Consider the following 21,832-nt stretch of genomic DNA (forward strand, 5'->3'; position numbering starts at 1 on the left):
CGTGCGGCTCCGGCGGCGCCCGGCCGCCGGAGCCGCACGACGTGTTCGCGACCCACGCCCGCGCGGTCAGTCGCGCGAGTTGCCGAACAGAAGGCGGTAGCCCACGAGCAGCACCAGGGAGCCGGCGATCGCCGCGCCCCAGGTGTAGAGGTCGAAGAACTCCTTCTGCACCGGGCGGTCGAGGAAACGGGCGGAGAGCCAGCCGCCGATGAAGGCCCCGGCGATGCCGATGAGGGTGGTGCCGATCAGACCTCCGGGGTCGCGGCCGGGCAGCAGGATCTTGGCGATACCTCCGGCGAGCAGTCCGAGGATGATCCAGCCGATGATGCCCACGTCGTTGTCCTCCAACCAGGGGATGAGTTGCTTGCTTGCGCAAGCCTATGGGTGGTCCCGGGGGCGCGGGCGAGGGGTCGCGAGTCCTTGGCGACGAGTCGTCGAGAATTCGTCACGTGTTCAGCACATTGCGCGGGCCACCCGAGCGCTCCGCTGGACCGGCCGTGCCCGCGCCGTTGTCCGGCTGCGGCGGCATCGTGGCTCGTCGCGCAGTTCCCCGCGCCCCTTCGGGGCGCTGCCGAACACATAGACTGGGCCGGCGCGTGGACGAGGCCATGACCTGGGTGGATGGGAGAGCGAGCCGTGGGGCGATTCGTCGGTGGCTTCCAGGACCCCTCCGCCGAGGTGCTGGCGGAGGCGGCCGCCGCGTTCGGTCTGCTCGCCTCGACGGCCCGACTGCACATCATGTGGGCGCTGTCCCAGGGCGAGAGTGACGTCACCCATCTCGCCGACCGGGTGGGCGGGGCCCTGCCCGCGGTCAGCCAGCATCTGTCGAAGCTGAAGCTGGCCGGTCTGGTCCGCTCCCGCCGCGAGGGCCGCAGGCAGGTCTACTACGTCGACGACCCCGACGTCGTCACGGTGGTCCGGCTCATGGTCGGACAGCTCGCCGCCCGCGCCGAGTTCCCGTCCGTACCGCCCCGCCGGATGCACGGAACCGGTGGCTAAGCGCTCCGCCGGACTGGCCGTGCTGCGTCGTCGTCCGTCCGCGGCCGCATCGTGGCTGGCCGCGCAGTTCCCTGCGCCCCTTCGGGGCGCAGCCGGACCGCAGACAGCCGGACCGCAGTGGACCTCGCCCGGCCCGCTCGGGAGTGCCTCGGGGCCGGGCCCCGCCGGGGCGCCGTCCCCGTCACCCGGCGACGGCGCGGGCGACACGGATGACGCGGACCACGTGGCCGTGGCCGGGACCGCGGATCCGCTGTCCGGCGCGGCCACGGCGCTCCAGGTCCTACGGCAGCTGGACACCGGGCCGCGCGGGCTGACGGACGACGAGGCCGCCGCCCGGCTGGCCCGCGTCGGCGAGAACACCCTTCCGGCCCGGCAGGACGCCTCCTGGCTCCGGCTCGTCGTGCGCGGCGTCCGGGACCCGTTCACCGCGGTGCTGCTCTGCCTCGGCCTGGTCTCCGCCGCCGTGTTCGCCTGGGGCACCGCCTGTGTGATCCTGCTGCTGGTCGTGGTCAGCTGCGTACTGCGCGCCTCCGGGGAGCACCGGGCCGACCGGTCCATGGCCGGGCTGCGCGAGCTGGTCGCCACCACCTCCACCGTGCTGCGCCGCGCCGACGAGACGACGGCGCCGGCCGCCCGGGAGATCCCGGTTGCGGACCTGGTCCCCGGGGACATCGTGCGGCTCGGCGCGGGGGACCTGGTCCTGGCGGACGTCCGGCTGCTGCGGGCCGGCGGGCTGACCGTGCACCAGGCCGCGCTGACCGGAGAGTCGGCACCCGTCGCGAAGAGCGCGGCGGACGCCCCCCACCCGGACGGCACGGCGGGGTTCGACCAGCCGCAGCTGTGCTTCCAGGGCAGCAGTGTCGTCTCCGGCAGCGCCACCGCCGTCGTCGTCGCCACCGGGGCGCACACCCGGCTGGCCGCGGCCGAGGGGCAGGTGGCCCGGCCGCGCGAGCCGAGCGCCTTCGAGCAGTCGGTGAACGGCATCTCGTGGATTCTGATCCGCTTCATGCTGCTCACCCCGCCGCTGGTGCTGATGGCGGGCGCCGCCCTGCGCGGGCGCGGTCTGGAGACCCTGCCGTTCGCCGTCGCCGTGGCGGTCGGGCTCACCCCGGAGATGCTGCCGGTCGTCGTCACCACCTGTCTGACCCGGGGCGCGGCCCTGCTGGCCCGCACCCACGGCGTGATCGTCAAACGGCTCCCGGCGCTGCACAACCTGGGCGCCGTCGACCTGCTCTGCCTGGACAAGACCGGCACCCTCACCCAGGACCGGCCCGTGGTCGAGCGGGGTCTTGACGCGGACGGCCGCGCCGACCCGGACGTCCTGCGCTGGGCGGCCGTCAACGCCTGGTGGACCCTGCAACTGGCCGACCTGCCCGCGCCGGACGCCCTGGACGAGGCGCTCCTGGACGCGGCCGACGAGGCCGACCTCATGGCGTACGAGGGGGTGGCCGCCCTGCCGTTCGATCCCGTACGCCGGCTGTCCACCGCGGTCGTCCGCACCCCGCACCGGCTCGCCACGCACACGCTCGTCGTCAAGGGCGCCGTGGAAGCCGTCCTGGAGCGCTGCGCGCTGTCGGACGAGGAGCGCGAGCGGCTGGCGGACCTCGCCGACCGGACGGCGCACGAGGGGCTACGGGTCCTCGCGGTCGCCACCGCCGAACGCCCGGCCCGCGCCCGCGCCCACACCCCGGCCGACGAGCGCGGGCTGACCTTCCGCGGCCTGGTCGCCTTCTACGACGCCCTCGCGCCCACCGCCGCCGACGCGCTCGCCGCGTTCGCCGGGAAGGGGATCGGCGTCAAGGTTCTCACCGGCGACCACCCGGGCACCGCGGCCCGCGCCTGCCGTGACCTCGGCATCCCGCTCGGCCCGGACGCCGTGGTGACCGCCGGCCGGATCGACGCCCTCACCGACGCCGAACTCACCGCGCTGGCCCGGCCTACGACCGTCTTCGCCCGCTGCACCCCCGAGCACAAGGCGCGCCTCGCGGCCGCGCTGCGGTCCTGCGGGCACACCGTGGGCTTCCTCGGCGACGGCGTCAACGACCTGCCCGCGCTGCGCGCCGCGGACGTCGGCATCGCCCCGCGCGACGGGGCGGACGTGACCCGGGAGAGCGCCGATGTCGTCCTCGCCGAGAAGGACCTCACCGCGATCGGGCACGCCATCGAGGCGGGCCGGCACAGCGGCGGCAACGTCGCCGGGTATCTGCGGATCACCCTGTCGTCGAACCTCGGCAACGTCATCGCGATGCTTGCGGCGGGCCTGCTGATGCCGTTCCTGCCGATGCTCCCGGCGCAGGTCCTGGTGCAGAACCTGTGCTTCGACACCGTCCAGCTCGCCTTCGCCTACGACCGTCCGCACCCGTCGGTGCTGCGCCGCCCCACGGTGCTCAGCCCGCGTGAGGTGCTGCGCTTCATCACCGGCTTCGGCATCCTCAACGCGTTCGCCGACCTGGCCACGTTCGCCGTCCTCGCCCTGTCCCTGCACGGGCCGGGCACCGGCGATGACGAGGCGATCTTCCACTCCGGCTGGTTCACCGAGAACCTGCTCACCCAGGCCCTGGTGATGGTGCTGCTGCGCACCGGCCGCCGACTGGTCGCGGAGCGGGCGCTCGGCCCGGTCGGCTGGGCCGCGACCGGGCTGGCCGCCATCGGGATCGTCCTGCCCCCGTCGCCGCTCGGCCCGGCGCTCGGCCTGACCACCCTCCCGGCCGCGTACTACCTGCTCCTCGGGGTCGTCCTCGCCCTCTACGCCACCGCGCTGGTCCGGGCGCGGGGCCGCTACGAACGCTCGGATCGCCCGGGTCAGCCGGCGGCGCCGTAGGTGAGGTGGGAGCACAGGTCGTCGTCGGCCGACCGGGCGCCGTCCGCGACGGAGCCGGGCACGGCGGAGCCGGGCACGGCGGTGGGGGTCGGCGAGGACGTGGCGGAGTCGGCGTAACCGGCGCCCACCACCACGTTGAGGACCGCGCCGCCGATCGCCTCCAACCGGGCGCCGGGGAACAGCTTGGCGGCCGTCTCGGCCTGGGTCCGCAGTCCGGGCCCGTACTGGACGACGGTGGTGGCGTACTGTCGGCTGCTCGCGTTGCCGGTGCCGGTGACGGTGAAGCCGTGCCGGGTGAGCAACTGCGCCGCGTCGGAGGCGAGACCCCGGGTGGTGGTGCCGTTGTAGACGGTGACGGAGGCGCCCTCGCCGGAGACTTTCTCGCCGGTGCCGCTCTCGGTGGGGCCGCTCGTGGTGGTGCCGCTCTCGGTGGGGCCGGGCGAGGCGGACGCGGTGGCTGTCGTCTTCCGCTTGCCGCTGGCGTCCTTGCCGTCGATGGTGCGGTCGGCCCGGAGCGCGGCCCACAGATCGGAGGCGTCCGGCTCGACGACCGCGACCCGCGAGCCCTCGTAGCGCCAGGGGATGGTGACGAACTTGGTGTTGTGCAGGTCGATGTCCTTGAGCGACATCGCGAACGAGACGAGCTTGTTCGCCGTGCCGAGCCCGGGGTCGACGGTCATGGACTTGGTGGCGGCGGTGGCCAGTGGGAGCAGCTTCGTCGGCGTCAGGCCCTCGCTCTTGATCTGCTTGAGGAGGCTGGAGACGAATGCCTGCTGGCGCTTGATGCGGCCGATGTCGGAGCCGTCGCCCATGCCGTGCCGGATGCGGACGTAGTCCAGGGCCTTCTGCCCCGAGACGGTCTGCTCGCCCTTTGTGAAGATCAGGCTGCCGCGGGTGGTGCGGTGGGGGTTGAGATCGTTCTGGTAGATGTCGTTGGGCACACACACCTTCACCCCGCCGACCACGTCGGTGAGCGCGGCGAAGCCCTTGAAGTCGACGACGACGGTGTGGTCGACGCGCATCCCGCTGAGCTGCTCCACCGTGTTCTGGGTGCAGGCCGGGTTGCCCTTCTGGGTCTGCCCGATGGAGAACGCCGCGTTGAACATGGCGTCGGTCTGTGTCTTCGTCCAGCTGCCGTCGGGCAGCCTGCACGGCGGGATGGTCACCAGGGTGTCGCGGGGGATGGAGACGGCTGTCGCGTGCTGGTGGTCGGCGTAGACGTGCAGCAGGAACGCGGTGTCCGAGCGGCCTATGTCGTCCTTGCTGCCGCCGCCGAGCGCGGCGTTGCCGTCGGTGCGCGCGTCGGAGCCGATGACCAGGACGTTCTGGCCCTTGGAGGCGGCGGCGTCGGGGCGGTCCTTGGACAGGCCGCCCGCGTCGAAGGTGTTGATGTCGCCGTTCAGCTTGAGGTAGATCCAGCCGAGGCCCGCCGTGCCGAGCACCAGCAGGGAGAGGGTGACCAGGAGCGCCGTCCGCCACGGGCTGCGCCTGCGGCCCCGGGCCGCGCGTCGGCCGTGCGGGGCGCCGCGCCGGGACGGCGCGTCCCGGCGCCGGTGCGGCGAGGGTGTGTCAACGTCCCTGGTCGTGGTCATCCGCGCGCCCTCATCCGTCCCGCATCCGTCCGGCTCATACAGAGGAGACGCTGCGCCCCGTCCTATGGTTGTACAGTTGCGCAATGTAGCAACGATGGCAGATGGTACGCCGCCCGGGTCCGTGCCACTGTCCGGCGAGGAAGAAGGGGAGGGCCAGATGTTCCGCAACGGACTGGAACCGTGGCACCTGCTGATCGTGGCGATCGTGATCATCGTGGTGTTCGGTTCGAAGAAGCTGCCCGACACCGCGCGTGCGCTGGGCAAGTCGATGCGCATTCTCAAGAGCGAGGCCAAGGCCATGAAGGACGACGACGGCCCCCGGCCCGCTGCGGCGCAGTCCGCTACCGCCGACTCCGGTACCGCCGGCTTCGACGCTGCGCCCGCCGGGGACGCGTCCACCGCACCCGCACCCCGCCTGGTCCAGTCCGCCCCCGGCGACACCGCGACCGCCCGGCCCGCCGCGGAGGGGCGGGCGGCTCACTGAGTAGCGGGCTCCTGGGTGGCCGGTCAAGGGCTGGCGATGTCGAAGCCGTAGCGCAGCGGTTCGTCCTTCACCCGGAAGTCGCGCCGGTAGACGAACACCGCCTCGGCGCGCACCCCGGGCCGGGGCGGGGCGTCCACCTCGCAGGGGAACGTCACCTGGATCACCGCCGGCCGGCCGGAGACCTTCATATGCAGTCCGTTCGCGGGCCCTCCGTCGAGTACCGCGCTCTCCCGACCCGTCACGTCGCTCGAATTCACCCCAACAGTTTAGAGGTTGCGCAAGTCAACAGAAGTTGTGACACCGGTCACGACCGGTTCACGAGGCGCAGTCGAAACGATTGGCTGGAGCTGCTTCCGTTCCGTCTCTACCGACGTGTGGGGACAAGACGGACCGTCTCTTGGACGAGCCGACGACGCTTGGTGAGCCGTACTCGCGTCACCTGGGCGGCAAGCTGCGTGAGTTGCGCCTCGAACTGGACGGCGAGGCCGTGCGCATCCCGTACTGGCTCGCTCCCGGGCAGCGGATCGTCCTGCTGACGGTGTTCCGCAAGACGAGGATGCGTGAGGCGGCGGAAGTCGAGCGTGCGCAGCAGGCCCAGAAGGTCTGCGAGTCCGAGCATGGCCGAGCCGAGCACACCTACGATCGGCGCAAGGAGAGCTGATGAATCACAGCACGTGGAGAACGCGCCGGGCCCGGCAACTCGCGGGCGACACGGTGGAGTACGACCAGGATTACGTCGACGCGCGGCTGGCCGGTGATCTCGGACAGACGGTCTACGACCGTCGTATCGAGCTTGGCCTGTCCCAGGCCGAACTGGCCGATCGGGCCGGTATGACGCAGCCCCAGGTGTCCCGGATGGAAGCGGGCGACACTGTGCCCACTCTCCCGCTACTGCGACGCCTGGCCAAGGCATTGAAGGGCACCCTGAACCTGGCCATCGACGAGGGTGACTCCCACGTCACCTTCACCCCGCACGCCGCCTGAAACCGATCCCCGCTCGACCCGTCGACGTCGGCGACCTGACTCACCGCGTGTCGTAGATGCCTTATGGGTGAGGTCGACCCGGGCGAGCGCATCGGCCTGGCACTGTGCCACACGTAGGAAGGCCCTTCCGTCCGCTGGAAGGAATCGGCACCGGGGTCCTGAACTGGGCTTCCACGACCGGACCACCCGGAACGCTGTCCAGGCTGAGGGTGGTCCGGTCTTTTGTTGGTCTGCCTTACTGCACGATGCGCCTACTCCACAGTGACCCCTCTGTGGTCGGTCCACGCCCGGCCCGCCTCGACCATGGCCTTCAGCCAGTCCTCATCCGGCTTCCGCTCGACGAAGGCGCGGCTCATACGCAGGTTGGCAGCAGCAAAAGCATCGATCGCCCGCGGATCGGCCTTGTGCCACGCGGGCAACTGAGCCGCCCACTTCTCCGCGCTCGCCGGAGTATGTCCGGCCGCGATGAGCTGGACGACTAGGAGCGCCGGATCGATGAACCCCGCCCCCCTGGTCGGCCACGACCAATCCACGGCCCACACGCGCCGACCCTCTACGAACATGTTGCTCGGGTTGATGTCCGTGTAGAGAAGCGAGTCCCCCCTGAACATCTCGACTTCCGAGCTGTCCACGGTGAAACGGTCCCATCGGTTCTCGTCCCAGTCTCGGGCGATCTCCGGAAGGGGCAACCTGCCGATCTGCCCGAGGGCATCGACCACCAAGGGAAGATCCGGTGAGTCGGGCGCGAAGTCGGCCGAGCGGCCTTCGACCGCTTCGAAGCCCAGGACCAACCAGTCTTCGGCCTCCACGTCCCACAGCAGGGGCGGCGAGATGTGCCCAAGGTAGGCATTGATCCGCCGTTCCCTGATGAGGGACTTGCGCCGGCCGCCGGGCCGGTTGCGCATAGCCTTCACGAAGAAGGGGCCCTTCGCGCAGTCGACAACGGCCGTCAGATTCGAGCTGAAGCCGCGTTCGGTTCGTCGGATCTCAGCGACCGGGCCCGTGTGCTCCCGGATCAGGGGAAGGATCGCGTCTTCGGGCAGATCGGTGTCCATGTTCAGTTCCTTGGGGAGCATTCACTTCGGGGGAATCCCGGACCGCACTCGTCGTCGGTGTCGGGGCCACAGCTCTGTTCTTCGTTGTCGGGGCCGCACGGGCTGTCGGGGCCGCAGCTGCGGGAGGGGGCGAGGCGCCGGCCCTGTCGGATCGTCGCGTTGGCCTGTGCCATCTCGGGGCCGCCGAGGATAGCGGTCAAGGGCACGTCCTGGACGTTGCCCACGCCCATCCACGGAGAGAAAACGCAGGGCGATACCTGCCCGTAGGGGCCGATGGATGCGCGCCCGTCCCCGCACCGCCCGCACAGGCCGTCCGTGCACGGCTTCTGCCCGTCCGCCGCGCGGCCGAACAGCCGGACATGGTCGACGCGAACGTCCTGGACGCCGAGGTTGCGAAGGTCGATCTCCGCGGACTTGCCGGTGTCGGAAGGGTCGAAGACGACGACGGACGCCCGAAGCGAGATGTTGTACTGCACCGCTCGCCCGATGTTCGCTCGGGTGCGGGCGTGGCTGGCCCGCCGGGTGACCGCGTTGTGCCAGCCTTCCCCACCGTAGTACGAGGTAGCCAGGCTGACGCCCTGCTGCCGAAGTAACCGCCACCAGTCGGCGGTGACATGGACGAGGTTGCTGTAGACCTCGACCTTCAGGCCGAGCGTCAGGGCGTTTTCGATCAGGGCCGGAGCGTCGGGGTACATGGTTACCTCGCCCCCGGTGAACTGTACGTGGGGAATGCCGGCTGCGGCACACTCGTCGAGAACGCGCCTCCAGTCCTCGGCGGTCATGGTGCCGTGCGTTCCGTCCGGGCTGGAGCTGTTGTGACAGTGGCTGCACTGGAGCTGGCACTTCCGGGTGAGGTCCAGCCACACGAAGCCCGTTTCCCGGGCGGCCTCGATGACCGGGGTCTGTGCGATGACAGTCATGCACTTCCCTCTCGGTTGTCGTTTCCGATTCGAGGTGATGCGTGGTGCAACCCGCCCCCTACGCTTCTCGGTTGGCGTGGGAGACCAGTAGGCAAGGTGCTGTAGGGAGCGGGAGACTAGGGAGTCTCAGCCAGGAGACTTGAACAGGTGAGACAGGCCCCATGCCTGGATGAGCTGGTCGGCCTGCGCCTGAGCGGCCACCTCTGCCGGGTCGATGTACTGCCAATCGCAGCGTCCGGGATGGCCCTTGAAGATCGTGCACCCCGTGTCCATCGGGCCCGGCCTGCCCATACAGCACCTGACGTCTTGGAGCCACTGTTCCGAAGACCCGTCCGGCCAGCACAGGTAGACGTCAGAGTCGGGGTCCGCGTGCGCGCCGTGCGGAGAAAGGCCGCGTGCAAGTCGTGGGGCACGTCCTCCAACTTGGTGTCCACGGTGCGGGGGCCTCTTCGGCCACGGCTGTACACCGCGACGCCGGTACGAGAAGGGTGACCATGGCGCGGACCGAGTGCTACGACGACCCGACGGCACCTGAGCCGAACAGCTTGGTGGTCGCCGCGTCCGCCGTGGTTACCGACGAAGAAGGCCGCGTACTCCTTCAACGCCGACGGGACAACGACCTTTGGGCGCTCCCTGGTGGCGGTATGGAGATGACCGAATCACTTCCGGGGACGGTCGTCCGAGAGGTGAAGGAGGAAACGGGCCTGGACGTGGAGGTTACCGGGCTCGTCGGAACATACACCGACCCGCGTCACGTCATCGCCTACACGGACGGTGAGGTGCGTCGACAGTTCAATGTCTGTTTCACCGCCCGAACGGTCGGCGGACGGCTTGCGATCTCCCACGAGTCCACGGAGCTGCGATTCGTCCCGGCGGAGGAACTGGCCAAGCTGCCCATGCACCACACACAGCGGCTACGGCTTCAGCACTTTCTGGAGCACCGCGAGCAGCCCTACCTCGGCTGATTCCGTACACCCTCCTAACGCCAACCCTGACTTCGCCACAGCCCCGTGCGCCGTCATAGCGTGTCCTGCTGCGGCAGCCGCAGCTCCGCCACGGTGACGGACGGCGAGAGCTGCTCGGGCCGCTCCACGGCATCCGTCACTTGGGCTGTGGCTGGGTGGGCGGGTTGGGGGCCGTGCCCGGGGCGTTCACCACGTCGACGTCGCCGGCCCGGACGTAGGCGAGGCGGTGGCCGAACTGGATCTCGTAGTACTCCTCGCTGCCCTTCACCACCGGGCTCGGTGAGTAGGCGAAAGTGGAGCGGTCGGTGTAGGAGCCGGTCAGCCGGTCCTGGGTGACGTACCGCTGGCCCGCGGCGATGGTGTACGGCAGCGGCGCCTCGGTAGCCCCCTCGGTGCCCTCCGGGTAGGCGTCGCCCTCCGGCAGGGCCCGTCCGTACACCGGGATCTCGGTCAGGCCGTCCTTCGGCGTCACCATCTTCCCCGCCGCGCCGACGGCCGTCGGGCGGTTCTTCGGGTTGTTGAACCATGCCTTGCGGCCCAGGTACCAGATCGCCGTCCAGTCGCCCTGGCGCCCGGCGATCGCGTACGTCTGGCCGGCGGAGACCCGCGACCCCAGGTCGTTGACGTCCGTCGTGGAGTCCTCGCCGTCCGGGCGCCGGCCCCGGTCCTGGATCAGCGGGGCGTCCTCGCGCGGCTCGGTGTGCAGCCGCACGGCACTGGACCCGTGCGGCGCGCACGGCGCACCGTCCCCGGTGCAGCCCGTGTACGTCGGCCGGTGGGTGGCGTAGTCCGGCAGGATCGTCACCAGCGCGCCGTCCGCCCCGGCCGTGGCCTTCAGCGGCGCGCCGAGCAGGTCGAAGTAGTGCCGCCAGTCCCAGAACGGGCCCGGGTCGTCGTGCATGTCGGGAATGGTGTCGCCGGTGGGGGCGGGCACATTGTCGTGGCCGAAGATGTGCTGCCGGTCCAGCGGGATGTCGTACTTCTTCGCCAGATAGTGCACGAGCCGGGCCGAGGACCGGTACATCTCCTCCGTGTACCAGGCGTCGGGCTGGGTGAGGAAACCTTCATGCTCGATGCCGATCGAACGGGCGTTCACAAACTGGCTGCCCGAGTGCCATGCCTCGTCCTTGGTCCTGATGTGCTGGGTGATGTGGCCGTCTTCGGAGCGCACCGAGTAGTGCCAGGACGCCTCCGTCGGGTCCTGGACGGTCTTGAGCATGGAGTCCAGGGACGCCTCGGTGTCATGGATGACGATGTACTCGATCTTCTCGTCCCGGGGCCGGTCGGCCAGGTCGTGGTTGCCGTACTGGTCGTCGAACTGGACGTATGGCGCGCTCAGCCAGGAGCAGGTCACCTCCTGCGGGCACTCGACCTGCTTGGGCCGGTTCGGGTCCTTCGGCGCCGGCTGGGGGCGCGGGTGCACGTTCGGCTGGGCGGTCAGGGTGACCTGCTGTCCCTCCTCGGTGGTGCGCTGCGCGCCCTTGCGGATCAGCGAGAAGACGTCGTTCGCGAAGGTCGTCGCGGTGGCGGCATCGGTCGAGCCGGGGAACCGGGCCACCGCCTCCCACCAGTCGGCCGGGTTGTCGCTGAGCGGCTTGCCGAGCTGCCGCTGGGTCGCCGCCAGCACCGCGGCGCCGCCGCGCACATTGGCCCCGGGGTCCGTGCGCAGCCGCTCCGTCGGGGCGCCGATCAGACGGGCGGCGCGGCGCAGTTCGGCCGGCTGGAGGGATGGTCGGCTCATCGGGAGCGGCGCGCGCGGTGGCGGACCGGCGAGGTTTTCGTCGCCGGTCCGTGGGGGCGCCGAGGTGGCCGTCGGCGGGGTACGGGCCCCGTCCACCAGGTGCATCGGCCCGTACCCGCCGCTGACGCTCGGGGCGCCCGAGTGCGTGTCCCAGCGCGACTGCAGGTAGGAGACGCCCATGAGCACGCTCTGCGGCACGCGGTATTCCTCCGCGGCGGTCTGGAAGTCGTGTTGTAGGCTCCGATCGTCCGCCGTGTCGTCACCATGTGGGACGGCCAGCAGCGGGAGCGCGAGCATCGACGACGCGGCCACACAGACCGTCAGGCGGTGTCCGCGCAGGGCGATGAGGACACGGGAGGCGACACGTTTTCTCATTGCAGGTGACTCCAACGGGCTCGTCGCGACATGGACAAGCGCAACCAGGACAAGGGAGTTGCCCCGCACGCCACCTCTCATACGTTTCCGTGCTCGGCGCGCAGGCGCGCGCCGAGCGTCACCGGCGTGGACCAGCCGCCCGGCACAGGCCACCCGGTCGGCGGCAGTGCGTCCGCCCCGGCGGCGGGCCCGCTCAGTCCTCGACCGGATCCACCCGCCAGTCGGGGTGCCCGGGCATCGGCGGGGTGTGCTGCCCGTACAGCCACGGGGTCAGAAACGGCTTCAGATCCCGGCCCGCCACCTCGGAGGCGAGCGCGATGAAGTCCCCGGTGCCCGCGGCCCGGCCCTGATACCGCTTCACCCAAGTGCGTTCGATCCGCTCGAACGTCTCCGCGCCGACCTCCTCGCGCAAGGCGTAGAGCACCAGCGCCGAGCCGTCGTAGCGGATCTGACGGAACAGTGAGGACTCGGTGGGCTCGGCGGGCGCCCCGTCGTCGTGCCGCCACTGGTCGTGCTGCTCGTACGCCTGCCGCATCGCGTCCTCCAGGTCGGGGCCGTCGTGCGTGTCGGTGTAGAGGCGCTCGTAGAAACGGGCGTGACCCTCGCTCAGCCACAGGTCGGACCAGCGCCGCAGGGCGACGCTGTTGCCGGTCCACTGGTGGGCCAGCTCGTGCACGAGATCCCGTTCGGCGCCGACCCGGTCGCCCAGCAGGCTGGCGCTCGGCACGAGGGACAGCGACTGCGTCTCCAGCGCCACCGGCAGGTCGGCGTCGCCGACCAGCACGCCGTAGCGGCGGAAGGGGTACGGGCCGAGTCGCCGCTCCAGCCAGTCCAGGTGCCCAGGGGTGAGGGCGCGGTACGCCGCGGTGTCGCCGACGAGGTCTTGCGGCACCACGTCCCGCACGGGCAGCCCGTGCGGGCCGCGGCCGTCGGCGACCGTGAACCTGCCGATCGCCAGCTGCACCAGCTGTGCGGCGACCGGCTGCTCGGAGTCGTAGGTCCAGCGGATCCGGCCGTCGGGCAGCCGGACGCGCTCGACCAGCCGGCCGCCCGCCACCGCGCTCAGCTCCGGCGGGGTGGTGACGCGGAAGGTGATGGGCGCGCGCAGGCTCGGGTGGTCATTGGCCGGGAAGACCAGTTTGGCGCCGTCGGGCTGGAGGCACAGCACGGTGCCGTCGGCCGTCGGCACCCAGCCGTAGGCCCCGATCGCGTCGTCGCGGTGGCGCTGCTGCGTCGGGTCGGCGGTGTAGGAGATGTGCACGGTGAAGGCGGCGCCGTCCGGGATCGGCCGGGCCGGGGTGACGACGAGCTCGTCGCCCTCGCGCACCGCCCGTGCGGGGGCGCCGTCCACGGTGACCGTGTGCAGCGTGTTGCCCGCGAAGTCGAGGTCGAAGCGGGACAGCGCCTGGGTGGCGGTGGCGCTGATGGTGGCACCGGCGGCGAACGGCGTACGGGGTGCCCGCCAGTCGAAGTCGAGGGCGTAACGGCGCACCGTGTAGCCGCCGTTGCCGTCGAGCGGCATGAGCGGGTCGCCGATGCCCGGGGCGCCCGGGGACGGGACCGCGACGGGGGCGTGCGCGCCGGGGCGGGCGGGGGTGCGGCGGCCGTCGTGGGGGAGGGTGCCGACGAGGAGGGCGGCACCGGCGATCCCGACGGCACCGGTGAGGACGAGGGACGACGCCTTCGTGATCTTCATGGCCGCACTATGGCAGCGATGGGTGGGTGCAGCTACTTATGTCCCTATACGACCCCGTGTACCCCTTCTGTTCGGGCAGAGGGTGACGGTTGGGGCGGAGGGGGTGATTGGGTGTCAGGTGGTGTGTGACCTGGTGTCAGCCGACGCACCGGCCCATCGCGCACATCCACGCCGGCTGGGTGGCGGGCGCCGACGGGGCGGTGCCCCGGGTCGGTGCGGAGGCGGCGGTCTCGGGCGCGCTCGGCTGCTGCGCCGCCGTACTCGTACGGGTCGGGTCCGACGCGGCGGTGGACGGCGCGGCGGCGGGCAGCGCGCCGACGGACGGTGTGCCGACGGACGGTGCGGCGCTCGGCTGCACCGGTACGGATGTGACGGCCGGGCGGGGCGGGCCGACGGCGTCCGGGTGGACGGCGTTCGGGTGCGTGGCGTCCGGGTGGGTGGCCGACGACGCCGTGCGCTGCGCGGCCGCCACGGTCCGCTGCCGCGGGGCGCTGTCGGTCCCCGGGGTCTGCGAGCGGGGCGGGGTGGTCGAGGCGCGGTCGGCGTTCGGCGTCGCCGGGAGGGGCTGCTCCGGCAGCTCGTCGGCGAGGCCCATGCCGTGGTTGTCCGGAGCTGCCGCCGCCTGCGGCCGGGCGGCCGAATGGCGGTCCAGTGAGGTGACGGTGAGGCCGCCTCCGATGAGCGCGACGGCCGTCGCCACCAGTGCCCGGCGCTGGTTCTTCTTCCACCGGGCCCGCTGCCGACGGCGTGCCGCGCGGCCCTCGCCCGTGAGCGCCGGGCTCTCGACGTCCTCGGCCAGGGGCGCGGCGTCCCTGGCGTCGGGCCCGGACTCCGGTCCGTCGGGCCCGGCCGTGTCGTGCCAGGAGTCCCACGCCCCGGGCGGCCGGGCGGCCGGGGCGTCGGACGCGAGGGCCGTCAGGGCCGGGACGGTGGAGGTGGCCGCCATGCCGTGCGGGGCGACGGCGGGGGCGATATCCGCGGCGTAGACGCCGCACCCGGGACACATCAGGGCGCCGTTGACGTACCGACGGCACGAGGAGCAGTAGTCCATGCGCGGTCTTCCTGGGTCGCTGGCGCCGTGGGCCCGTCCGGGCACGGCCTGGTCGCGCTCGCACATCGGGCGAGCGGCCAGCAACGCTAACGAGCCTTTCGAATGTCTGTGTGTAGTCCGTGTGGCGCTCCTGCGCAGATTCCCCGCACGCGGTGGGGGCGTGGGGCGGTGCGGGGGTGTTTGGTGGGACGTGGTTGTTTCGTGAAGTGTGCGGTGTGCGGGGTGGTCGGTCGGGTTGGTGCGCGCGGTGTGGGGCGGTCGGTCGGGTCGGTGTGCGTGGTGCGGGGGTACCGGGTGGGGCGTGGTGTCGGGTCTGGGCGGCCGTGGGGTCAGCCCGTCTTGCCGCCCCGGCGGGTGTCGACGCGTTCCCACTCCTCGGCCCACTGGTCCATGCGGCGGTGCTCCAGCCGGGAGCGGGTGAACTGGGCGCAGCCCGCCACGGCGCCTGCGGTGGCCACCGATACCAGGATGCCGGTCCAGACCGACTGGAACGTCGCGTCACCCCCGGCCAGCGGCTTCGACGTCAGCTTGCCCTGCGCGTCCGTCCACACCGTGACCAGGGTGCCCTGCGGTGCGCCGGGCGGCACCCGCGTCCGGGCGAGGTGCGTCGAACCGTCCGGGGACTTCCAGCGCACGGTGGCCCAGACATGACCGCCGTCCAGGGTCTGTGCGGACGGGCCGGCCGGTACGTTCTCGGTGACGACGGCCGAGACGGTGTGCCGCGCGGCCCGCTGCTCGGCCAGGTTCCGGTCCACGGTGGACGCCGCCAGCAGTCCCGCGAGCGCGCTGCCCACCAGGGCGATCACCCACGCCGCGAGCACGATCCATGCCTCGACGACATCACTGCGGCGCCTGAGCGGATTGCGGCGCCAGCGCCAGGCCCGCACCCGGCGAAGCTGTTCCGTTGCCATGGTCGACACCCCCTTGCGGCACCGACAGGCCCATCTCTCGTGCTTTCAGTGTCCTCCTGTGGCGGCGCGACGGCAGGTCCTACCCGAAATGCATCGTCGGCGCCGGGTCCGTCGGTGTTGGGACGGTAGGCGTCGGGACGGTCGGTGTCGGGACGGTCACCGAGGTGAGGCGGTCGCCGTCAGCCGCTTGACGGGCTGGGGGTCGGGGACTTCGTGTTGATGTTCAGGTCGGGGCGAGGGGTCAGGGCGACGACCGGGGCACCGGCTTGGGGCGGGGGCGGGGTCAGCTGTTCCTTGGGGAGCTTGGGCGGGGTGGTCTGCTGGAAGTTGACCTGGTCGAAGTTGATCACCCCGGTCTTCTCCAGCACGGTGATGTGGTCGAGAACGGTGTCGTTGGCGAGCTCGGCCAGCTCGCGCACGAGGGTGTTCTGCGTGTCGGCACGGATCTTGGCGACCGTCGAGAAGATCTGCCCGTGGGTGATCCGCATGATGTTGGCAGCGGTGGTGTCGAACTGTCGACCGGACTGCGCGGCGGAGGTCTCCACGAACTGCTGCTGTTGCTGCGTGGCCTGGTTGGGCAGCGTGATGCCGAGTTCCGGGGCGATCTTGCGGCACAGCTCGTCCAGCCCCGCGTGCCCCACGATCAGATGCTTGCCGGCCTCCTTCATCTGCGGGGTGGAGCCCTTCTTCAGGGCGATCTCGCCCAGCGGGTACTCCCACAGCCCGGCGGAGCGGACCTTGACGACGAAGTCGCGGTCGGCCTCGGTGAGCGGCCCGAAGCGGGTGTTGGCGATGATCCGGGAGGGGTCGCCCGACGTCTTCTGCACGCCGAGCATGGCGGGATAGGCAAGGGCGGTGAGGGTCACGCCCAGCGCGCCGGCCACGAAGACGGTGCCGATCGTGTTCCGGGACATGCGCATGGTGCCTCCTGGGGCGGACGACTCGTACCCGGAGGTACGCAGCGACCGCGCCGACCGATCATCGCCCTGGGTCAAAACTTGCAGCCCGCTATGTGTCGTACGTCACAACAAACCTCCGTCGCACACCGAACGCTTTAGTTATTGCGCAAGGATTGGAACCGTGGGTGCGGAATCCGCGTTGGAATCCGGTGACGGATACCGACGGACCACACCGGAAGGACGAGCCGTGGGACTTTCCCTCGCCAAGGGCGGCAACGTATCGCTGAGCAAGGAGGCACCGGGCCTGAGTGCCGTACTGATCGGCCTCGGCTGGGACGTGCGCACCACGACCGGCGCGGATTACGACCTGGACGCCTCTGCGCTGCTGCTGAACACGTCCGGCAAGGTCGCCTCCGACTCGCACTTCATCTTCTACAACAACCTTCGGAGCCCGGACGGCTCGGTGGAGCACACCGGCGACAACCTCACCGGTGAGGGCGAGGGCGACGACGAGAGCATCAAGGTGAACCTCGCCGCCGTGCCCGCCGACATCGACAAGATCGTCTTCCCGGTCTCCATCCACGAGGCGGATCTGCGCGGGCAGAGCTTCGGCCAGGTCCGCAACGCGTTCATCCGGGTGGTGAACCAGGCGAACGGCCAGGAGATCGCCCGGTACGACCTGTCCGAGGACGCCTCGACCGAGACGGCGATGGTCTTCGGCGAGTTGTACCGGCACGGCGCCGAGTGGAAGTTCCGCGCGGTCGGCCAGGGCTATGCCTCCGGCCTGCGCGGCATCGCAGCCGACTTCGGTGTCAACGTCTGAGACACGTCAACGTCTGAGACACCGCAACGTCTGACACGTCAACGTCTGACACGGCGCACCCCGACGGCCGTATGACGACCGTCGTATGACAACCGCCGTATGACGACCGTCGTATGGCAACTGCCGTATGACGACCGCCGTATGACGACGGCCTCGTTCGGGCCCGGATCGCTCCGGGGCCGGACGGGGCCGTGGCCGGTCAGTCCGACGTCGAGTCGGCGCGTAACGTAACCGTAAACGTCGGCTATCGGCCCGAAAGCGTCGCGCACTGGCCCGACTTGGGGCCGTGGACCGTGACCGGCCTGCCCGCGTCGGACGGGGCCGGACGGTTGGCGATGCAGGCCAGGGGGTCGATGACGGTGCCCCCCGAGACGGTGACGCCGCCCGTGTTGCCGGTGAGCACCACCGGGCCGGTGACGGTGTCCGCGGTGCAGCCCGTGCCGCCGAGGAGGACCGGGCCGGTCGTTCCGGTGACCCACACGGGGCCGTTGACGGTCGTGCCGCACAGCTGCACCGTACGGGCGCCGCGCGTCGTCACGGGACCCGACACCGTGCTGCCCCGGGAGACCAGGGAGGCGCCCGCGCGGACGGTGACGGGGCCGGTCAGCCGGGCCCGGTCGAGGCAGATGACCCCGGAGCCGACGGTCAGCGGCCCGCGGTGGACGCCGGTGAGCGTCGTGGTGCAGGACGGGGCCGGGGTGACGTCCGCCTTGAAGTGGAGGGCGTAGGCCAGCTTGCCGGGCTTGGCGTCCGTGATCGCCCTGCTCAGCTTGGCGAACTCACCGCCGGTCTCCTTCTTGCCATCGTTCCACTCGGCCATCCTGCCCAGGTCGGCGGCCGTCCGTCCGCCCGCGACCAGATCGTCGTCACCGAGCGCGACCATGGCCTGGGAGGCCCGCTTCACCAGGCTCAAGTAGGCCGCGGAGTCGTTCAGTTGAGACGGCGTCGCGGTCAGCCGGCCGCGCAGCCACGAACCCCAGTTGAACTCAAGGAACTCGCTCGACTCGTCGGGTACGGCATAGCCGATGTCCCGGGTGAAGTAGACGAGGCTGCGGTACGCGTCGTCGTGGAAGTGGGCCAGACCGAGGCGGTCGGGCAACTGGCCGACGGTGATCGGCCGGTCGTTCTCGTCGCGCAGCCACACCTTCTTCTCGTCCGTCATCCGCTGCCAGAAGGCCGTGGTCGACAGCGAACTGAAGTTGTCGGTGATGCGTACCCGGACGTGCAGATCGTCGCCGCCGTCGGGGAGTTCGTCGAAGACGGTGAAGGTGTGGTGCCCGTCGGTGAGGTACAGCTTGCCGCCGGGGCCGACCACCGCCGTCTTCATCGGGGCGATGCTGTCGGCCGTCTCCTGCCCGAGCGGCACGGTGCAGGAGAAGCCGGCCGGGTCGTCGAGGCGGGCGCCGGGGCGCACGGACGCGGTCTCGCCCTGTCCGTTGGCCTCGCACCAGTCGTCGAACCGCTTGTTGAAGTCGCCGGCCGCCTCGTCCTTGCCCAGGCGGTAGCGGTCGAGCTTGTAGTAGATCTCGTCGTAGCCGACGACCGACTGGGTCGGGTGCAGCTCGCCCAGTGTGACGTCCAGCAGCTCGCCCGGCCGGACGCACACATACGCCGCCCGCCCGGAGCCGCAGTTCTGCGTCTGCGTCTGCGTCTGCGTCTGCGTCTGCGTCTGGGCCTGCGTCTGGGCCTGCGTCTGGGCCTGCGTCTGGGCCTGGGTCTGGGCCTGGGTCTGGGCCTGGGTCTGCTTCTGGCTCTGTGTCTGGGCCTGGGCCGCGCCCGCTCCGGTGACGACCGCTCCGGCCGCCAGGGCGACGGCCGTCAGGGCCGCCGCGGTACGCCGCCTTCGGCCGGTGCCGGTGCCGGACCGGTCGCCGACTCTCGCTCCCCGCATGATGCTCCCTCCCCCGCGAACCGGCGCTGCCGTGCGCCCGGTTCGCCGTACAGGACGCTCACACGCCCGGGCGGTCGCCGGGTGGATCCGACATGAACGCACGGTTTCGCCCCCGGCCGTGATCCACCCGCGGCCGGTGTGAGTGAGACCACTCCATCTGGGGTTTGAGTGATGTTCGGTGTCCCCGGTGCGCTGAAGACAGCAGTGCACCCTGTGCCGGGTGTGCCGTCCGTGACTTCCTACCGCGGGTCCCGTGTGACCCTCAGCGGCCTTCTTAGGGGTGGATTACGTCGTGAGTCGTCGTACGTCGCATGCGTACAGACCGTTGAGCCTGAAGCGCCGGGCCTGGCTGACCCTGGGGGCGGTCGTCCTGGGCGGCGGAGGCGTGGTGACCTACGCCGTCGCCAGCCCCACCGACGGGCACGGAGCCGCGGCCCGGTCCAAGCGCCCCGTGAAGGTCTACGCCCTCGCCCTGAAGGGCGCCGCGAGCGACAAGCGGGAACTGGCGCGCACGAGCACCCAGCAGTTCTCGATGCTCGGCGTCTCCTGGAAGGGCGCCGCGCAGCGGCTGGACGGGACCGCGCAGGTGCGCACCCGCGCCCTGGCCACCGGAGAGTGGAGCGCCTGGCACGACCTGGAGGTGAACACGGACCCGCTGGAGAACCCCGAGGCCGAGGTGCGCGGCGCGTCCGAGCCGCTGTGGGTCGGCCCCTCCGACGGGGTCCAGGCCCAGGTCGTCCGCAAGAACGGTACGACGCGCGCGCTGCCCGCGGGGCTCCAGGTCAACCTGGTCGACCCGGGTGTGGTGACCGACGCCGAGCTGAAGGCCGGCGGCGACGCCGACCCGGCCGCCTTCGCCGTCGCCGAGAGCCCCGGCGCCACACCGGCCGACTCTCCGTCCTCGTCCCCTTCGGACTCCCTGTCCTCTCCGGACTCCGCGCCCTCGTCCCCTTCGGACTCCGCGTCCCTGTCCGCGTCCGCCTCGGACTCCCCGTCCGCTTCCCCGTCCGCTTCCGCGTCGCCCTCCGCGAGCGCGTCGTCGGCCGACATTCCCCCGGCACGGCCGTCCACCGTGCCGCAGCCTCAGATGGTCTCGCGGGCCGGCTGGGGCGCCGACGAGTCCATCAGCCCCGACCCGTCGGAGTACAACGCGGACGTGAAGGCCGTGTTCGTGCACCACACGGACAGCGTCAACGACTACTCGTGCGCCGAGTCGGCGTCGATCGTGCGGGGCATCTACGCGTACCACGTGAAGACCAACGGCTGGAACGACATCGGCTACAACTTCCTGGTCGACAAGTGCGGCACCGTCTTCGAGGGCCGCAAGGGCGGTGTCGACCGGCCGGTGCTCGGCGCCCACACCTACGGCTGGAACCGGGAGTCCGCGGGCATCGCGGTGCTCGGCACCAACACCACCGTCAGTGCCACGGACGCCACGCTGACCTCGATCGCCCGGGTCGCGGCCTGGAAGCTGGGGCAGTACGGCGCCGATCCGGCCGGGACCGTGCAACTGAACGCCGGCGCCACCCAGAACAACTACTTCGGCAAGAGCTTCACCGCGGGCACCAAGTACACCTTCCCGCGGATCTCCGCGCACCGTGACGGCTTCAACACCCAGTGCCCCGGCAGCGCGCTCTACGCGCAGCTGCCGACCATCCGCACCCTCGCGGCCGGACCGGTGCAGGGCCTGAAGGTCACCTCGGTCGCCGGCGCCACCCAGAACGGCTCGACCTACTACACCAAGGGCGCCGTCACCGTGAAGTGGTCGGCCACCACGCCGGCCTCGCTCATCTCCCAGTACCAGCTGCTGGTCGACGGCAAGACCGTCGCCACCCTCGCCGGCTCCGCCACCTCGGCCGCCACCACGCCGGCCGCGGGCAGTCACACGGTCGCCGTGCGGGCCGTGCACCAGTCCGGCAGGACGGCGACCAGCGCCTCGGTGACGGTCGTGACGGACACCACCGCCCCCACCTTCACCAGCTCGCCGAAGCTCTCCCTGCGCACCGGCACCGTCAACACCACCGCCGTCCCCGTCACGCTGGGCTGGAAGGCGGCCGACGAGACCGCCCTGCGCCAGGTGAAGCTGCTGTCCCCGACCGCCGCCACCTTCGGCGCGACCACCACTTCCTCCAACCGCACCGCCACGTCGGGCTCGGCCACCACCTGGTCGCTGCGGGCGTACGACTGGGCCGGCAACTACCGCACGTCCTCGCCCTCCTACACCCCCGTGATCCTCCAGGAGAGCTCCGCCGTCAAGTCCGGCAGCTGGTCCACCCGTTCCAGCTCCAGCTACCTCGGCGGCACGTCGTACTCCAGCTCCGCCAAGAACGCCAGCCTCACCTGGACCTTCACCGGCCGCTCGGCCGCCTGGGCGGTCTCCCGCGCCGCCAGCTCCGGGCAGGCGTATGTGTACGTCGACGGCACCAAGGTCGCGACCGTCGACCTGAAGTCGTCCAGCACGCTGTACCGGCAGGCGATCTGGACCAAGACCTGGTCCGGCAGCGCCCAGCACACCGTCAAGATCGTCGTGGTCGGCACCAGCGGCCGCCCGACCGTCACCACGGACGGCCTCGTCTACATCAAGTAGCCGTCATCGAGCAGCAGTTGTCGAGCAGCCGTCATCGA

General features: G+C 71.2%; 19 protein-coding genes and 1 pseudogene. 8 read left to right on the top strand and 12 right to left on the bottom strand.

The window, feature by feature from the left end; genetic code table 11:
* Positions 1 to 66 precede the first annotated feature (66 nt).
* Positions 67 to 333 carry a GlsB/YeaQ/YmgE family stress response membrane protein gene (locus ACWEKM_RS24995; RefSeq protein WP_451623466.1) on the bottom strand — a complete coding sequence of 89 codons (267 nt, stop codon included), beginning with the start codon at positions 331 to 333 and terminating at the stop codon, positions 67 to 69.
* A 303-nt stretch (positions 334 to 636) separates the two neighbouring features.
* Here ACWEKM_RS24995 and ACWEKM_RS25000 point away from each other — a divergent pair, with 303 nt between their 5' ends.
* Together ACWEKM_RS25000 and mgtA are read left to right on the top strand one after the other, a co-directional pair.
* On the top strand, positions 637 to 999 hold the full coding sequence (locus ACWEKM_RS25000) for an ArsR/SmtB family transcription factor (RefSeq protein ID WP_451623443.1): 363 nt from the start codon (positions 637 to 639) through the stop codon (positions 997 to 999).
* Between the two features lie 223 nt (positions 1,000 to 1,222).
* Positions 1,223 to 3,820 (top strand): magnesium-translocating P-type ATPase, encoded by a 2,598-nt coding sequence (gene mgtA / locus ACWEKM_RS25005; protein WP_451623467.1) that lies wholly within the window; start codon positions 1,223 to 1,225, stop codon positions 3,818 to 3,820.
* Here the strand turns inward: mgtA and ACWEKM_RS25010 are convergent.
* A complete protein-coding gene (locus tag ACWEKM_RS25010; RefSeq protein ID WP_451623444.1) occupies positions 3,802 to 5,412 on the bottom strand; it encodes an LCP family protein in 1,611 nt (536 codons plus the stop codon). The genes mgtA and ACWEKM_RS25010 overlap by 19 nt on opposite strands.
* Before the next feature lie 157 nt (positions 5,413 to 5,569).
* Between ACWEKM_RS25010 and tatA the strand changes: the two genes are divergently transcribed.
* Positions 5,570 to 5,896 (top strand): Sec-independent protein translocase subunit TatA, encoded by a 327-nt coding sequence (gene tatA, locus ACWEKM_RS25015; protein WP_451623468.1) that lies wholly within the window; start codon positions 5,570 to 5,572, stop codon positions 5,894 to 5,896.
* A 23-nt stretch (positions 5,897 to 5,919) separates the two neighbouring features.
* Here tatA and ACWEKM_RS25020 read toward each other — a convergent pair whose 3' ends face one another.
* Positions 5,920 to 6,153 carry a hypothetical protein gene (locus ACWEKM_RS25020; protein WP_451623445.1) on the bottom strand — a complete coding sequence of 78 codons (234 nt, stop codon included), beginning with the start codon at positions 6,151 to 6,153 and terminating at the stop codon, positions 5,920 to 5,922.
* Between the two features lie 84 nt (positions 6,154 to 6,237).
* Here ACWEKM_RS25020 and ACWEKM_RS25025 point away from each other — a divergent pair.
* Both ACWEKM_RS25025 and ACWEKM_RS25030 read left to right on the top strand, forming a co-directional pair.
* Positions 6,238 to 6,557 (top strand): annotated as a pseudogene (locus tag ACWEKM_RS25025) (type II toxin-antitoxin system RelE/ParE family toxin).
* The gene (locus ACWEKM_RS25030) at positions 6,557 to 6,880 is read left to right on the top strand and encodes a helix-turn-helix domain-containing protein (protein ID WP_451623446.1); all 324 of its coding nucleotides are present in this window, start codon (positions 6,557 to 6,559) and stop codon (positions 6,878 to 6,880) included. The pseudogene ACWEKM_RS25025 and the gene ACWEKM_RS25030 overlap by 1 nt, the downstream one beginning before the upstream one ends.
* Before the next feature lie 251 nt (positions 6,881 to 7,131).
* Here ACWEKM_RS25030 and ACWEKM_RS25035 read toward each other — a convergent pair whose 3' ends face one another.
* The 3 genes from ACWEKM_RS25035 to ACWEKM_RS25045 form a co-directional block, all read right to left on the bottom strand.
* Entirely contained in the window at positions 7,132 to 7,935 is an 804-nt protein-coding gene (locus ACWEKM_RS25035) for a hypothetical protein (protein ID WP_451623447.1), read from the bottom strand.
* A gap of 2 nt (positions 7,936 to 7,937) precedes the next feature.
* Positions 7,938 to 8,855, bottom strand: a complete 918-nt coding sequence (locus ACWEKM_RS25040; protein ID WP_451623448.1) for a radical SAM protein — start codon at positions 8,853 to 8,855, stop codon at positions 7,938 to 7,940.
* Between the two features lie 126 nt (positions 8,856 to 8,981).
* Entirely contained in the window at positions 8,982 to 9,128 is a 147-nt protein-coding gene (locus tag ACWEKM_RS25045; protein WP_451623449.1) for a hypothetical protein, read from the bottom strand.
* 221 nt (positions 9,129 to 9,349) lie between these two features.
* Between ACWEKM_RS25045 and ACWEKM_RS25050 the strand changes: the two genes are divergently transcribed.
* Entirely contained in the window at positions 9,350 to 9,820 is a 471-nt protein-coding gene (locus tag ACWEKM_RS25050; protein ID WP_451623450.1) for an NUDIX domain-containing protein, read from the top strand.
* 136 nt (positions 9,821 to 9,956) lie between these two features.
* On the opposite strand, the gene ACWEKM_RS25055 is transcribed toward ACWEKM_RS25050, so the two are convergent.
* The 5 genes from ACWEKM_RS25055 to ACWEKM_RS25075 form a co-directional block, all read right to left on the bottom strand.
* The gene (locus ACWEKM_RS25055) at positions 9,957 to 11,936 is read right to left on the bottom strand and encodes an N-acetylmuramoyl-L-alanine amidase (RefSeq protein WP_451623451.1); all 1,980 of its coding nucleotides are present in this window, start codon (positions 11,934 to 11,936) and stop codon (positions 9,957 to 9,959) included.
* 193 nt (positions 11,937 to 12,129) lie between these two features.
* Complete coding sequence (locus ACWEKM_RS25060) at positions 12,130 to 13,632, bottom strand: M1 family metallopeptidase (RefSeq protein ID WP_451623452.1); 1,503 nt, start codon at positions 13,630 to 13,632, stop codon at positions 12,130 to 12,132.
* A gap of 136 nt (positions 13,633 to 13,768) precedes the next feature.
* The gene (locus ACWEKM_RS25065) at positions 13,769 to 14,683 is read right to left on the bottom strand and encodes an SCO2400 family protein (protein WP_451623453.1); all 915 of its coding nucleotides are present in this window, start codon (positions 14,681 to 14,683) and stop codon (positions 13,769 to 13,771) included.
* A 329-nt stretch (positions 14,684 to 15,012) separates the two neighbouring features.
* Positions 15,013 to 15,594 carry an Rv1733c family protein gene (locus tag ACWEKM_RS25070; protein ID WP_451623454.1) on the bottom strand — a complete coding sequence of 194 codons (582 nt, stop codon included), beginning with the start codon at positions 15,592 to 15,594 and terminating at the stop codon, positions 15,013 to 15,015.
* A gap of 179 nt (positions 15,595 to 15,773) precedes the next feature.
* On the bottom strand, positions 15,774 to 16,514 hold the full coding sequence (locus ACWEKM_RS25075; protein ID WP_451623455.1) for a DUF4142 domain-containing protein: 741 nt from the start codon (positions 16,512 to 16,514) through the stop codon (positions 15,774 to 15,776).
* Between the two features lie 226 nt (positions 16,515 to 16,740).
* Between ACWEKM_RS25075 and ACWEKM_RS25080 the strand changes: the two genes are divergently transcribed.
* A complete protein-coding gene (locus tag ACWEKM_RS25080; protein ID WP_451623456.1) occupies positions 16,741 to 17,316 on the top strand; it encodes a TerD family protein in 576 nt (191 codons plus the stop codon).
* Between the two features lie 244 nt (positions 17,317 to 17,560).
* Here the strand turns inward: ACWEKM_RS25080 and ACWEKM_RS25085 are convergent, their stop codons facing one another.
* Positions 17,561 to 19,207 carry a ParB/Srx family N-terminal domain-containing protein gene (locus ACWEKM_RS25085; RefSeq protein WP_451623457.1) on the bottom strand — a complete coding sequence of 549 codons (1,647 nt, stop codon included), beginning with the start codon at positions 19,205 to 19,207 and terminating at the stop codon, positions 17,561 to 17,563.
* A gap of 331 nt (positions 19,208 to 19,538) precedes the next feature.
* On the opposite strand from ACWEKM_RS25085, the gene ACWEKM_RS25090 reads away from it, so the two are divergent.
* Complete coding sequence (locus ACWEKM_RS25090) at positions 19,539 to 21,794, top strand: peptidoglycan recognition protein family protein (protein ID WP_451623469.1); 2,256 nt, start codon at positions 19,539 to 19,541, stop codon at positions 21,792 to 21,794.
* Positions 21,795 to 21,832: the final 38 nt, after the last annotated feature.

This window comes from Streptomyces sp. NPDC004752 (assembly GCF_053601275.1).